A 14,450-nucleotide genomic window follows, 5' to 3' on the forward strand; every position below is an offset into this window, starting at 1 on the left:
CACACCATCCGTTAATTGGCCAATTCGGCTTCGACTTGGAGGGGCTCTATTGCAATCCAAATTCCTCAATTTCTTTGCGCGATACACGCAGCGAATATCGAAGGCCATCTTCGGTTATTTCCATATTCGGGGAATGACCGACAAGCGGCGTGCTGTCCACACCGATTATCAGTGACCCGAACCCGCGGCGTACGACTTTTGAACTCTTCCGTCGGCCCGATTCCACCCAATCGAACACGAGGTCGTCACCTTCGTCCTCGGATGCAAATCGCCACTTAACTTCGACCTTGCCATTCGGGTCACCCAGCGCACCATGTTTCACCGAGTTTGTCGTCAACTCGTGAAGGATCATCGCCAAGCCCTCGGCGGCGCCGCTTGGCACAGTGAGGGAAGGGCCACTGATCGTTATGTCGCGTGTCTCCTTGAAGGGCTGCAATTCCCGGTCCACGAGCTCATGGAGCATCCCTGACAGGTTGGCGTGACGAGAAAGGATGCGATGGGTCGCCTCCAGCGTTCGAATCCAATCGATCAACATCTCCTTGTATTTGGCAACGTCATTGTCGGGAATATCGATCATGTTGACCAGAGCTCTGATCACTGGAAACACATTGCTGAACCGATGGCGCTCTTCGCGCATTATGCGCTCGCGTCTCTTTACGGCGGCGCGAAGCAAAGTTGTTTGTCGACGTTCGGTCAGATCCGCCGCCACCCCGATGCGCATTTTGCGGTCGCCGTGCTCTTCCTGCCGTCCACGCAAAGCAATCCAGCGTGTGTGACCATCCACTTGCCGGACACGGATCTCGACGTCATAGTTCAATGCCGATGAAGGCTTTGCCGAGGCGGACAGCTTCGGCCAGTCGACGGGATGGATTACAGCCGAGAGTTCTTCCAAGCGGCGGACTGGGGCCGGAGGCAGACCAAGAATGTCCCAGAACTTGCTCGAGCCGGCGACTGTCCCATCGTCAATGTCTATTTGCCATGTTCCCAGGCGCCCGGCAGACACGGCGAGATCAAGCCATTCCTTCTGAGCCCGAAGGGCCTCGCGTGCCGCTTGTCGCTCGGAAATATCGTCAACCACCACGAATACGCTCTCATTTGGCGCCTCGTCCGGCCGGGACGAAGACAGGGCCAGGTGAGCCCAGAATGCCGTGCCATCCTTGCGCAAAACGCGGATATCCGTCGCAGACGCGGTCCCATTGCCCAAATCTTCCAAAAGTTTCCGCACAGTACCTCGATCGTCGGGGACAATGAGTTCCTGCAACTCGAGTTGGGCAAGTTCCTTGTGCGCGTAGCCGGTCATCTCCAAAAGCCGTCTGTTCGACTGCAGCAGTTCGCCATGGCGATTGGTATTAGCAAAGCCCAAGGCGGCAGCGTCGATGGCAGCGAGCCTCGCTTCTGCCACCCTGAGCGCACCGTGCAGATCTTGTCGCAGGCGGTGGAACACAGCTGCGATCAGGCTACCCGAACCCAGGAGGAAGACGGCCCCGGTCCAGTCTCCACCAGTGAGGTGACCGTCCAGCAGGTGTCGCATCCACAAGCCGGCGACCGCCATCAGAAGCGTTGCTGCGATGGCAACAAAACGGCCCTCAAGATACACGATGACAACGGTTATGGGGATAAACGCAACAAGCGGCAACGGCTGGCCGCCATATACCGTACTTATCGCCTCGAATGCTATCGATGCTGCAAACACCAACAGCGAAGCTAGATGAGCCAACGTAGTGCTCGACACATTCGATTTGAGCCAGCGCAGGTCCGAACCCATGCGCAAAGACTACAACTTTCGGTCTAGTCCGTCGAGACTAGGCCGAAGGGGTGGCACCTAATCCCAATGCCCGATTGCCATGACTTTGCCGGCGAATAAAATCATGTGTCAGGAGCGCTCTTCAGAAAGGTATATCCAAGAGACGCTGCGGAAAAACCATTCGCAGATTTCTCGCAGTATGTGGAATTCAAGTTGAAGCAGCAACTTCAACCGATTTGATTTGCGTCAGTAGCAATGGGTTGGGTGGAAGCGATGACACTGATTGAAACGCGAAACGATACGCTCGCAGGCAGGCAATACATTGTATTGAACGATACCCGCCACGAACGGCCGATAAGCCTTGTGGACCGACCGGACGCAAGGGTCGGCGGATCTCGACGACGCAGCCTGGAATCCATCACCGGCATGCTTGATCGTATGGGTTGCGGCTATCTCGTCCTGGACCGAGACAAGAAAGTAATAGAATGGAACGCTGCCGCTCGGGACACCCTCGCACGCCAGGGCGAAGCAACTGATACAGCCGTCGAGCTTGCCGCCGGGTTGAGGCGGCTGGTCGCGAATGTTCCGGTCCACCTCCAGCCGGGCTCACTCTCATGGGTAGTGATCCACAGCAGAGGCGACAGGCCGGTGACCATGAACGAGACGGGCGTCGTTACACCGGACGGGACAACCGTCGTCGCATTGCTGGACCGGGATAACAAATCGGCGGCGAACCCTCGCACGTTGCAAAGGATGTTCGGTTTGACCAGCGCGGAAACGCAGTTGGCGCTACGCCTCGCCCATGGCGACGCGCCCCTGGAGATCGCCCGCAGTTGGCATCTCAGTCGCACGACTATCCGCTCTCAGCTTGCCTCACTGTTCGCCAAGACCGACACGAGGCGTCAGGCGGAACTAGTGGCTCTTTTGGGGCGCATTTCGGTTTTGCCATGAGAAATCGACTGCTGTCTGCATCCGCTTTGATTCAGACAGCGGCGGCCCGCATTGAGCGCGCTGTCGCGTAGATCACAAGGCCGGCGGCGCCATTTCCGATCGTTCAAGGCGCTGCCGAGATAGCGCAGAACGCGGAACCTGGAAACGGGAGTGACTTGCCATGGCCGAAGCAGATTCGAAGGTCAACAAGCTGGCGGATATCGTTCACGCGCTGCAGGATGGTGCTGCGTCGAACCTTACGCACACGGGGCCGATCATCGTCACGGGCGCCGCTGGGTTCATCGGATTTCATGTTGCGTCACGCCTTTTGCGGCTCGGCGCCGAAGTCATCGGCGTCGACAACTTCACGCCTTACTACGACCTGAAGCTGAAGGAGGCGCGATTTACACGGCTCTGCGCCGAGCCGAGGTTCACGCCGATGCGATTCGACCTGGCGGACCGGTCGCTGGTGAAAGCGCTGTTCTGCGAATTCCAGCCATCGCACTTCGTGCATCTGGCCGCCCAGGCCGGGGTGCGTCATTCGCTCGTCGACCCGCATGCCTATGTGGAGTCAAACATAGTCGCATTTCTCAACGTTCTGGAGGGCTGCCGACACGCGGGCGTCAGCCATCTCGTTTATGCCTCGTCGAGCTCCGTATACGGCGCCAATCGACGCATACCCTTTTCTGAGCATCATGGTGCCAATCATCCGGTGAGCTTCTACGCCGCCACCAAGGCCGCCAACGAATGCATGGCGCATTCCTACAGCCATCTGTTCGGCTTGCCCGTAACCGGACTGCGCTTCTTCACCGTCTATGGTCCCTGGGGCAGGCCCGACATGGCAGTCTATACTTTCACCCATGCCATCGCCGAGGGCCGAACGATCGAAATCGCCAATGCCGGGCGCGTATGGCGGGATTTCACCTATATCGACGACATCGTAGAGGGGGTTGTTCGCGTGCTCGCCAAACCACCGTGTCAGGATCCCGGTTGGGACGGTCGCGCTGCCGATCCTGCCACCAGTTCGGCGCGATATAGGCTCTACAATATCGGCAATGATCGGCCGGAAGAAATCAACCATCTGATCGCGCTCATCGAGACGGCCCTTGGTCGCCGCGCCGTTCGCGTCAACGTACCTTTACCGCCAGGTGACGTCCTGGAAACCCGCGCCGATGTCAGGGACCTGCGCCGCGCCGTTGGCTTCGCACCGGCGACAACACTGGAGGACGGCGTGCAACGTTTCGTGGAATGGTATCGGGAATTCCATGCACGCCCTGTCGGACAGGTGCGACCAGCTGGCCTTCCGGCAACGGCATAGTGAGCACAACGCCGCCTTTTCCCAGGTGTGGCAGGGTCGCGGCTCGCCTTCAATCTGTCTTCGGATACGCCGGCACTGGAAGGGACGTGCCCGACCCCCAGAAGGCGCCGCGCATAGCGGGTGAGCGGCTTCTCGAACAGACGGTGGGTGATAAATGCCACGCCCAGGGTTATCGCCAAGGCCGAACCGATGAAAGCCCACGGGCCGAGCACAAAGATCAAGCCTGTACGCCAGAAAATTATGCGCATGGCGAATGGATGCATGAGGTAAAGAGCGTATGACGCATCGCCAACGCCAGCGGCCCACTTCGCCGCCAGGCTGTCATGCCTCAGTTTACCCGGCGGTGCCAAGGCAGCACTCCAAACTATTAGAGACGCCGGAATGCCATACACGACGGGGCGACCAAGGCCGGCCGAGATATCGGGAAACGCCGCCGCAAGCATCAGGGCACCCAGTCCCGTTGCGGCGACACAGGCCCTGATTGGGCCGGAAGGCCGCAGGCCCGAGGCGCAAATGACCCCGATCATCGCGCCGAAAGCAAATTCGAGGATGATCGGATTGGTCCAGAAACCCCAGGGCTCTGGCAAAGGAGCCGCAAGAGCGCCCGAGAGCACCATCCCAACCAGGATCGTGAGCAGGACCGTAACTGCCCACCGCATGGGCAGCACGATCGTCGCCGTGAACAACACGTAAAACAGCATCTCATAATTGAGCGTCCAACCCAACTCGTAGACCGGCTGAACGACGCCGTCAGGGCGACTGGCCGGAACGAATAAATAGGATTCGACTACAAACCTGAAATCGACGTAGCTCTGGTTGAGAAAATTTGGGGCGGCCACCGCTACCGCAATGTAGAGCGAGGTGAGCGCCCAATATAGCGGGACAATTCGCGCGATCCGGCGGGAAATGAAGAGACGCGCGCCCCCGGGCTTTGCGAACAGCTGTCGCGACGTATGCACCATGATAAGGCCGGAAATCACGAAGAAAATATCGACTCCAGCGCTCCATGGTATCGGATTCCAGCTCTGAAAGGTGCGGCCGGCCTGTAATTCCAGGGTGGCCGCATCATGCTGGGCGTGTCGCAGCGCGACCGAACTAGCCGCGAGGGCGCGCAGGACCTGAACTTGGGTGAGGGTTTCGCGTTGGCTGCGCTCGACAGGCGTCGATCTCTCCGAGCGACGGCGCACTGCAGGCGCCGAGGCGCTCGCCATTCGGGCTTGTTCCATGGATGCTCCGCAGATTGTGAGCACACCCTGGGGCGCCTCCGAAACTGATGCATCCTTCAAATGACGGACACAGCCCGCGAAGTATCGGCTGCCCGCGCGGGTGTCCGGAACAGAGATACGCCGAAGCGTCTGTGCAGCCCTATGGCCTTTGTGCGATCCGGGCTTCGTGACTTCCTGCCCGAACGACGGCAATCACCGTAGCCAAAACAGTGCTCTCATTTGCTCGCCCTCAAGAACCAATGCCATTGACGGGCATCGACCGCGCTCGGCCTGATCGACAGCAAGGCAAAAACCAAGCCTGGCATGATTTTCAGTCGCTTGCGGATATAGACGGCCATGGCAATGCTCCAGATGCTCAGTGCAAGTGCGACACCCACCGCAGCGCCAAGCAGGCCGTACACCGCAACTCCGGCTGCACAGGCAATGATATTGGCCACAGCACCCGCTATCATCGTCGTTGCCGCAGCCCATTCATTTCCAGTCATGGTCAGGAGATTCTGTTGGGGCCCGCACAGCGCGACAAAGACATATCCCAAAATCAGAACCCGTGCGATCGGCGCTCCCGCGCTATAACCCTCACCGAAATAGCTCAAGAACGGCTCGACGATCACCATCATCGGGACGGCCACCAGGATGGCACCGCCAGCAGAAAGCAGGGTTGCGCGCGCGAACAGCTGTTGTAGGCCTCTGCGATCGCCTCTGACGTAGAGATCGGCTGCTGTTGGCGAAAACATGGTTGCCACGGCGATACGGGACAGGCCCACGAGCATCGCGACATTCAAGGCCAGCGCGAAAATACCCGCTTCAGCAATATGGCTTGTCCAGCCCAAAACCAGGACTCCTGCCCGACTGACGAAAACATCGAGCCCGGTGATGAGCATGAGCGGGGGGACGGCAAGCCACCATTCCCTCGAGGCATAACTTGGCTTGGCGTGTCCCAGGTCGGGTGGTTCAAACCTCCTCGCGATGATGAACACCAGGGCCGCTGTGAAAGCGGAACTCACAAGCACCGCCAGCGTCACCGAGGGCGCATCCACTGTTCGAAATCCCGACAATGCCAGGAGGGCTACCAACACGAGCAGGAGCCCGTCTCGCATGATGCGCTCCGGCAACAACGCCGAGACAACGCCGCCGAAAGCACGCACAAGCGTGGCTCCGAGAGCATAGGCGGTAACCAAGGGCACAGCCATCATGCCGAGCACGATGCTTGTCTCAAGCCCTCTTTCCGTTGGATCTGAAAGGAACAGGACTGACGCAGCGCCGATCATCCCGAACAAGGTTGCCGCTATCAGCGATCTCTGCAGCGCAAATCTTATCACCCCGCGGGCCAGATCAAGCCTGCCACTGGCCCTATAGGCCGGGAGGAAACGCAACAATGATACATTAAAGCCAAGCGTTGCCAGATAGGCGAGCACTGACGTCCAAGCCTGAACGTAGGAATAGATGCCGTAGTTGTGAGGTCCGATAAGGCGTGCAATTGCCAACTGGGCAAGACTGGTCAAACCAGCGCCACCAATATAGATCAACAAGGCGAAGATGCTTGCCCAAGCGAGCCGCGATCCCATGTCCTTGTTGCGCGGCGGTGTGGTTGCTGAACCAGTTGTTACGTCTGCGCGATGAGATGGCAACTCAATTTGCTTTTCGCCGACCGCCCTATCGAAGCGCGACAATGCAGAAAGTATTTGTCTCTCAATCCGACAAATACTTTTAAAGGTCGATGGACCATCGGTGTATTCGACGGAGATGATTTCCCGGCCAGATGTTGTCAGGAGGTCATGCATCGCTTCAAAAACGGCGAACGAGCGCATGTTCATGTTCAAGTCGGCCTCGAAAATCCGTTCCGCCGGCGGCTCAAGCTCCATCCGCCTACGAAGGCGACTTTCCACGACCGCAGCTGGCACCAAGAGCCTGACGGTGAGATCGGCCGCCGGTGCGAGGCTGAGCGCCTTTTCCAGCGTTCTGGGGTTGGTGCTCCCATTGAACATCGCAAGCGAACCAATCGCTTGAACATATCCTTGATCGAAAATCGTAATTTCGGGCGATTGCTCCGCAGACTTCCAGCAACGCGAAAGGTGCAGGATGTATCGCCAGATTCGCGCGCGCCATATTCGGTTTTTTGGCGGTATCATCCTCACCATTGCAAAGGAATTGGAAATATCATCGGCTCGCCCTGCCGAAAAAAGCAATATTCTGGCTGTTGAAAATATCGCCGATACGATCCGTGATATGAACAGAAAGATTCCGAGATCATATTTGGCGGCCCTGGTGCTTGGCTTGTAGCTGAGGGCGACCTTGGCGTGATAGCCTTTCCCGCGCAGCTGCTGCGCAAGCGCATGTGCGAAGGTTGTTTTGCCGGATCCTGGAGGTCCGAAAAATTCAATGATCATCGTGTAGCTGGCTCGATTTAGGGACGCGATCGCTCCCTGGAGATTCTGTTGAAGATCGCAGACGCATCTTCAAACCCTCTCCAACAGAAGATCGGCGTTGTCTCCGAGCCTGGAGCCGGCTAGCCTCTTCAGGTTCACCCGGGTGAGCACACTCCCTACTGGAACGGTGGCGGATCCGCCGGCCCCTATTGCATCCAGAGCACCACGGGCAATGCTGCGCCTCGTCCTTGCCCAGCGAACGGCAAAAAGCACCGAATCGGCCCAGCGCTTAAGCAGCCTGGTTTCAGGCCCCCCGAGGCCCAGGGGACCGTTCATGATGACCACGTCGTAGGCCGAACGCAGCTCCTCGGTGAACTGGCATTTGTCGACGGTGGACAGAAGCGTCAGGAGATCATCGGAAGGTGCTGGAGCGGCCATGAGGTCGATACCGATTTCCGGCATCCTCGTGATTGCATCCTTCAGCACGCAACGTTCATTCACATAGTCGCCGAAGGAGTTCCGGGCCTTGTCGGTGCTGAATTCACCACGAAACCCGTTCGTGAGCCGTACATCCTTGCGATCGAGATCGAGGAAAAGCACTCTTCCTCCCAGCCGCGTTGCCGCCAGCGCCAGGCTCCATGCCAACTCGGTCTTCGCATCGTCCTGGATGCTGGACGTCACGAGAATGATATGCGGCGGCTGCCCCTTCCCCTGAGTTGGCGCCGCAGTGACGAGCAGCGAAGTCACGGCGCGGCTGAACGGCAAGTTCTGCTGGCTCAGAACCAGATGCCGTAGCTTTCTGGCGTTAAGTCCCGCAACCCTGGGAAGCAGTCCTACGCACGGGACCCCAAGCTCGGCCTCGGCTTCGGCTTCACTGCGCAAGGTTTGGTTGAAACCGTTGCGGACTAGGACAATGACCGCCCCCATGAGACCAAAGACGACCATGCCGGGGGGAATCAGGAAAATTGGCGACAATGTCATGGGGGTCGACGGCGGCCAGGCGGTCGAAAGGACCGCTACGCCTGGGGAAGGAGCGGCGATGCGACGTGTCAAGTCCTGCTGCCGGCTCAGGAGTTCGTTGTAATGCTGCGTCACGATGGCTACCCGAGGCTCAAGGGAACGCAGCCCCGAAAGTTGGCTCGCCGTGTCGGCCACGGCCGCGTCGAGCATCGCTTTGCGACTTTCAAGAGCCGTAGCCTGGGACCGGTAAACATTTGCCTCGGCAGCGATTCGGGCAACGCTTTGCTCCATTTCGCGGGCGATCGCGTTGCGCAGATCGCCGTCGGCGGCGGCACCCGACTGGCGTGTCACCAGGTCCGTCAACACGGGCGACCCGATTTCTTCAGCGATGGCCGTGACCGGGGCGCCCGCCTTGCGCAGGTCCTCAATACGGCGAAGGCGCGCTTCCGACGCGGAAAGACTGGCTTTCGATAGGAATATCTGCCGGCCGAGTTCCGCTGTCTCACTGGCTGCGTTGTTGGCCGCAGTCTGATCGACGGCGCCATGCGTGAGCCGGTATGTCTCCAGCCGATCTGTCGCTTCGACAAGATCCCTTTGTACTTGCGGAAGGCTGGCGACTATCGAATCCAGATGAACCTGATCCGATGCTCGGCTTTTTTGTACCAGATCTTGAATGTAGACTTGGGCGAACGTGTTCGCGACAAGTGCCGCACGCGCCGGACTTGGATCGGTGAACCCGATGGTGATGACGCGCGATCGCAGCTCTTGTCCGACCCTCATTCCCTTGCGTAGCGCCTTCAGCTCGGGCGCGTCCGCTGCGTCCGGATTTTCCGCCACTGTCTTATCCTGTCTCCAGGCCCTGTTCAGGAGGTCGATGAGGAACGAGCCAGCCGCGGGCGGGACGGCATTGACGACGCTCTTTCCGTTACCGTCGACTGGTTGGGCTTTGCGCAGTGCTGCCAGGACCCGACGCAGGTGGCCTTGCGAGGAGAGCATCGTCAGATGATCATCGATGTTCGATTCCAGCGAGTCCTGGGCGGATGCCACGCCACCCGAAGCACTGCTGCTCGGGGCGTCGATAATGACCTGCGTCGTTGCCTCGAACAGCACCGGGCGGGTGAAGCCTGCCAGTCCGGCCAGGATGCCGCCCAGAAGGGCCATGGCAAGCAAGAACCATTTTCGCGTCGTCAGGATGATGACGAGCTGGTGGAAGGGTGACGATTGCGTTGGCTCGCGTGGCGGCCGCATCAAGCGCAGATTGGTTTCAAGTGTCCCAGCTTCCATCTGCTTGGCGCGCGGACGCCGGGCGCGGTTGGCTATGGAACCTTCCATCTCAATCCCCTGTCAGTTCGATATGGTAAGAAGGGTGCGTGGCGACCGTCGATGGCCGCATGGCTTCGTTGCGCCACGCCTGAAACATGAGCACCGGCCACAGGTCGCGGAAATTATCTTGGCTTCCATGCAGATGATTGCGCCAGCATGCGTCGACCTTCTCACGGTCGATGACCCCGTCCCCGGAGCGGCCGATCGTGGCAATGATATCGGTTGCCCAGCCGCGCAAGGGCCCTTTCAACCAAGTCCCGACCGGAACGTCGAAACCTTGCTTGGGCCGGTCGACCAGTCGGCGTGGTACATAACGATCAAGCAGTCGGCGAAGCAACCATTTGCCCTTCCCGTTTCGGACTTTGGCACGGGCTGGCAAGCGCCAGGCGAATTCAACGACGCGATGGTCCAGGATCGGGCATCGCCCCTCGAGGCTGTTGGCCATAGTGGCTCGATCGAGCTTCACCAAAATGTCGCCCGGTAGGTAGCCTGTCATGTCGGCGAATAGGAGCCGCGAGAGCAGGCCGTCGAGCTTTGTCGTGTCGGTAGGTGCTGTCGACGGCTTGCGATGAACAAGGTCGTTGGCTGAAGATTTGGTCAGTTGCAGAAGGAGTTCGTCCTCATCTCGCGCCGCGAGCAGGCGGGCAAGGCGAGCCAGGCGGTCACCGCGCAAGCCATGCCGCATATTCGATGAAAGCGGCAGATTGCCGAAGATATCTTTCTGAGAGGCTTGGGCCAGCAACCCAGCCCCCGATGCCAACAGCCGGCGAAATGACAATGGCAGCTCATGCTGCTTTGTGAGGCGGGCTGCCAGGAAGTGTCGAGAATAGCCTGCGAAGCACTCGTCGCCACCATCGCCTGAAAGCGCCACGGTTACATGTTGCCGCGCGAGCCGCGACACCAGCAGCGTCGGTATCTGCGATTCATCGGCAAACGGCTCGTCCCAAATCCGGGGCAGCTCCGGAATGACCTCAAGCGCGGCGGCCGGCGAGAGATGAAGTTCCGTATGATCGGTGCCCAGATGCCGAGCCACCGCGGCCGCATGGGGAGCTTCATCAAACCCACCTTCGCCGAACGCTATGGTGAACGTACGAACGGGGTTTCGGGACTGTGCCTGCATCAGCGCGACGACAGTCGAGCTGTCGATTCCGCCCGACAGAAAGGCGCCCAGCGGCACATCTGCAATCATTCGTTCCTTGACGGCCAGGCGGAGCAGGCTGTCGAGCTCGGTTGCGAGGTCCTCGTCGCTGGCAGCTATCGGATCGCGCTGTCCCTTGCAGGCGACATCGGCCAGCGACCACCAAGGGTGAATGCGATGCGCAAGCGAACCGGTGCCTCGGGCGTTGGCGAATTGGGCCGCAGTGACCGACAGGACTGATCCAGGTGGCAGCTTGAACACGCCCTGCCAAATGCAACGGTCATCCGGCACCCAGCCTTTGGAAACCATTGTCGTCGCCGCATCGACATCGAGTTCCGGGGTGAAGCCTGGGAAGCAAGTGATCGCCTTCAACTCCGAGGCGAAGACGAGCGCATCACGTGTCAAGGCGACATAGAGTGGCTTCTTCCCCATTCGGTCGCGGGCAAGCTGAAGCGTTCGGTTCTTCAGGTCCCACAGCCCAAAAGCAAACATGCCAGCGAAGCGCGCGAGGGCTGAATCAAGGCCCCAGCTTTCGATTGCGCACAGCATGACCTCCGTGTCGCTGGCGCCGCGGAAATGATGGCCCGCCCCTTCCAGTTCACGGCGCAGATCGCGAAAATTGTATATCTCGCCATTGAAGGTGATGACATACCGACCGCTCGCGGAGAGCATTGGCTGGCGACCCGCTTCGGACAGGTCGACGATGGCCAGTCGCCGGTGGCCGAAGGCTACTCCCCCTTCACGGCTCACCCAGAAGGCCTCACCGTCAGGTCCGCGATGACGAAGCGCCGTCGCCATCGGTCCGATGGCCCTGAGCGCACTTGCGTTGGCTGCATCGGGCGCCAACAAAATTCCGGCGATCCCACACATTCTAGCATCTCCTCTGGCGAACAATCGCGGGGATCGCTTCCGGCGTCCCAGCGGCAAGGCAGAGGGTCAGACAGAACCACACGATCGGATGGCGGATGACCAAATGCGGAGCACTGAAAACGGCGATCGATGCCACGAGCGCCACCAGAGTGTCCAGCTTCGCCCGCCAGGCGGACAACGCAGCCGAGCCGAAGATCCACATCAGGGCTAGAACCGAAATCAGGCCGCCCTGAGTGTAGAGATCCAGGATGGTGCTGTGCGCCTCGAAGGGCCGCGGCAAAAACTGTTGATTGACCACGGGCGGACTATCTAGGTGCGGGCCCGGACCCAGTCCAAGCGATCCCGATCGTGCCCCCTTCTCCAAGGCTGCATTCCAGAGGTAGAGGCGAAGCGCCGCGGTTTGGGCAGTCGCTTCCCCGCCCTTGTCTTTGGTCAGGCTCTTGGCGAAGTCTTCGGCGCTGGAGGCCTCGCTGAGGGCATAGGGCGCTATAGACAGGGCCAGCGGCAGGAAGCCAACGGCCATCAGGACGGCAAGCTGCCTTGAAAGGCTCGCCTTATTGCCGTCGCTCGTCAGCCAGGCCCGGACCCGCAGCCCGAGAAGGATCAGACAAGCCAGGACCGTGGTATAAAGGTAGGTATCGCTTTTTGTCAGCCTTCCGACGTAAACGGTGAATATGAGGCTGCATAGGGCAAGGCATCTTCCCCATTTATTGCTGGTGGTTGTGGCAAGATGCAAGGCCAGTGGACCGAGTAGGGCGCAGTAGAGCGCAAGCTGGTTCGGATTGTCGGACCATCCGCAGAAGCGGTCCCAGTACCAAGGCTCGACCCCAGCCTGATGGAGCCAGCCGAAGCCAAGCCCTACCTGAATGATGAAGCCCGCATTCGCGATAGCAACCATCCACCAGGCGATACGACGCAAACGGAAAGACGCGTTGGGCTCCGCAGCGGCCAGACAGGTGACGCACGCCAACAGCACATAGGCCAGCGTGTCGTGCAACAACGGATCCAGGAACAACGTGGTTGTCAGAAAACCGATGATGTAACCCACGCCCATGGCAAGCGCCAGGATCAGCCAGAAAAGCCCAAGCTTGGCCAGGGCCGGCGTAACCTCCAGTTGGCCGCCAGCAAGGATTCGCGTCATCGACAGCATTATCCAGAGCGTGAGGCATAGTTCGCTGTAGCCGAAGGGCAGCCCTGGGATGCTGAGTTGCGCCGCGTAGGACATCGCGACGCCGAAGGCCAGAAGCGCATCACGCATCATTGCCGCGCCTCGCCCAGTCGATGGGGGCTCGGCACCGCCTCTTCCCTCGGATTCGCCTGCGCAGCTTGAACAAGCCTGCTGCGATATCTGCCACCCAGGATTGTCTTGTACAGGTCGCAATACTGGTCGATGACCCACGACAACGAGAACCGCTCCCGCACGAATCCGACGGAACGGCTGCCCATGGTCTTGCCACGGGCGGGGTCGGAAAGAAGATCGACTATCCGGGAGGCCAAGCCATCCGCATCGCGCGGCGCCACGAGATAGCCGTTCCAGCCATCCTCAACCACATCGTTGCAGCCCGGCATATTCGAGGCGACGATCGGTAATCCGGACAATCCCGCCTCCAGCAGGACACGCGGAATTCCCTCGCGATATTGCGTCGGAAATGCAAACAGATCCGCCATCCCAAGGAGGGCTGGAATGTCGCGCCTTGGCCCCAATGCGACAACGTGGGGAACATGGCGCTCGATATCGGCTCTGCTGACGGCAAACGGACCTTCGGAGTCTTGCGGGCCGACAAGTACGAAACGCGCGTTGGGCCTCTCGCGGATAACGCGAGGAACCGCCTCGATGAGGGTTGGAATCCCCTTCTGCCGCGTGAGCCGGCCGACAAATATTATGACCTGGGCTGATTGTAGGCCAAGTTCCTCACGCATCGTGGCAGCCGAAGGACCACGATACCTTGCCATCGAGAATGCATCGGGGTCGATGCCAGAACTCCGGATCAGTCGCCCTTTGCCGCGAGCCACCAGCCGGTAGCGCTCGAAGAAGGCCTGATCATCACTATTCTGGAAGACGGTCATGGCTGTCCAACGAGACGCCACCCCCTGAAGGCCGCAAAAGAAAGGACGCAATGCCAGGGCCCGCGGCTCCCGCGACGAGAATGTCCAACCAAGCCCGTTGATGGTGCGAACGACGGGAACGTGCCCGCGCACCGCCAGTGGAGTTAGGATATTGGGCTTGGTGTCGAAACTTTGAATGATGTCCGGACGCAGTTCGGACATCAGTTCACGGATCGCGCTGACAGCACCCCATTCTGCACCGCCGCTGCCAAAGCGGTCGAACCCAAATCGGCGATGGGCAATGCCATGGGGTGAGAAGGCGGCTCCGAGATCACTCGAAACGGCAGTGACTTGAAAACCCCTTTCGCGAAGCGCCAAAAGAAACGGGATTCTTAGTCTATGATCCTCGCCTCCAACGCAAACCAGATGCGGACTCATCCTGTCGCTCCTGGATGCGATACCAATCGCGTAAAACAGCTGACCCTATCCGCGGTTTCCATGGCCGGTTTCATCGCCCCTGAACACACAA

8 protein-coding genes and 1 pseudogene are annotated in these 14,450 nt (G+C 59.6%); 2 read left to right on the forward strand and 7 right to left on the reverse strand.

The genetic code is table 11. The annotated features are described in order from the left end of the window. Positions 1–46: 46 nt before the first annotated feature. The gene (locus NKI88_RS26060) at positions 47–1,765 is read right to left on the reverse strand and encodes a sensor histidine kinase (protein ID WP_352658288.1); all 1,719 of its coding nucleotides are present in this window, start codon (positions 1,763–1,765) and stop codon (positions 47–49) included. Between the two features lie 252 nt (positions 1,766–2,017). On the opposite strand from NKI88_RS26060, the gene NKI88_RS26065 reads away from it, so the two are divergent. Then, complete coding sequence (locus NKI88_RS26065; protein ID WP_023706589.1) at positions 2,018–2,695, forward strand: helix-turn-helix transcriptional regulator; 678 nt, start codon at positions 2,018–2,020, stop codon at positions 2,693–2,695. A 160-nt stretch (positions 2,696–2,855) separates the two neighbouring features. Then, positions 2,856–3,992, forward strand: a complete 1,137-nt coding sequence (locus NKI88_RS26070) for an NAD-dependent epimerase/dehydratase family protein (RefSeq protein WP_352658290.1) — start codon at positions 2,856–2,858, stop codon at positions 3,990–3,992. A 155-nt stretch (positions 3,993–4,147) separates the two neighbouring features. On the opposite strand, the pseudogene NKI88_RS26075 reads toward NKI88_RS26070, so the two are convergent. The 6 genes and pseudogenes from NKI88_RS26075 to NKI88_RS26100 form a co-directional block, all read right to left on the reverse strand. Beyond that, positions 4,148–5,218, reverse strand: a pseudogene (locus NKI88_RS26075) (acyltransferase family protein); the annotation flags it as partial. 215 nt (positions 5,219–5,433) lie between these two features. Continuing rightward, positions 5,434–7,605: a polysaccharide biosynthesis C-terminal domain-containing protein gene (locus tag NKI88_RS26080; RefSeq protein ID WP_352658292.1), complete on the reverse strand. Its 2,172-nt coding sequence runs from the start codon at positions 7,603–7,605 to the stop codon at positions 5,434–5,436. Between the two features lie 69 nt (positions 7,606–7,674). Continuing rightward, on the reverse strand, positions 7,675–9,876 hold the full coding sequence (locus NKI88_RS26085) for a GumC family protein (protein WP_023733255.1): 2,202 nt from the start codon (positions 9,874–9,876) through the stop codon (positions 7,675–7,677). Between the two features lies 1 nt (position 9,877). Next, entirely contained in the window at positions 9,878–11,875 is a 1,998-nt protein-coding gene (gene asnB, locus NKI88_RS26090; protein ID WP_023741167.1) for an asparagine synthase (glutamine-hydrolyzing), read from the reverse strand. A 1-nt stretch (position 11,876) separates the two neighbouring features. Continuing rightward, entirely contained in the window at positions 11,877–13,133 is a 1,257-nt protein-coding gene (locus tag NKI88_RS26095) for an O-antigen ligase family protein (protein ID WP_352658294.1), read from the reverse strand. Further along, complete coding sequence (locus NKI88_RS26100; RefSeq protein WP_352513641.1) at positions 13,133–14,359, reverse strand: glycosyltransferase family 4 protein; 1,227 nt, start codon at positions 14,357–14,359, stop codon at positions 13,133–13,135. Before NKI88_RS26100 ends, NKI88_RS26095 begins: the two co-directional genes overlap by 1 nt. Between the last annotated feature and the right edge of the window lie 91 nt (positions 14,360–14,450).

This window comes from Mesorhizobium sp. M0317 (assembly GCF_040321555.1).
GTDB lineage: Bacteria > Pseudomonadota > Alphaproteobacteria > Rhizobiales > Rhizobiaceae > Mesorhizobium.

Coding starts and splice junctions, on each gene's coding strand:
- NKI88_RS26060 (WP_352658288.1), bottom strand. CDS start 1,765: ATGGGTTCGGACCTGCGCTGGCTCAAATCGAATGTGTCGAGCACTACG.
- NKI88_RS26065 (WP_023706589.1), top strand. CDS start 2,018: ATGACACTGATTGAAACGCGAAACGATACGCTCGCAGGCAGGCAATAC.
- NKI88_RS26070 (WP_352658290.1), top strand. CDS start 2,856: ATGGCCGAAGCAGATTCGAAGGTCAACAAGCTGGCGGATATCGTTCAC.
- NKI88_RS26080 (WP_352658292.1), bottom strand. CDS start 7,605: ATGATCATTGAATTTTTCGGACCTCCAGGATCCGGCAAAACAACCTTC.
- NKI88_RS26085 (WP_023733255.1), bottom strand. CDS start 9,876: ATGGAAGGTTCCATAGCCAACCGCGCCCGGCGTCCGCGCGCCAAGCAG.
- asnB (WP_023741167.1), bottom strand. CDS start 11,875: ATGTGTGGGATCGCCGGAATTTTGTTGGCGCCCGATGCAGCCAACGCA.
- NKI88_RS26095 (WP_352658294.1), bottom strand. CDS start 13,133: ATGCGTGATGCGCTTCTGGCCTTCGGCGTCGCGATGTCCTACGCGGCG.
- NKI88_RS26100 (WP_352513641.1), bottom strand. CDS start 14,359: ATGAGTCCGCATCTGGTTTGCGTTGGAGGCGAGGATCATAGACTAAGA.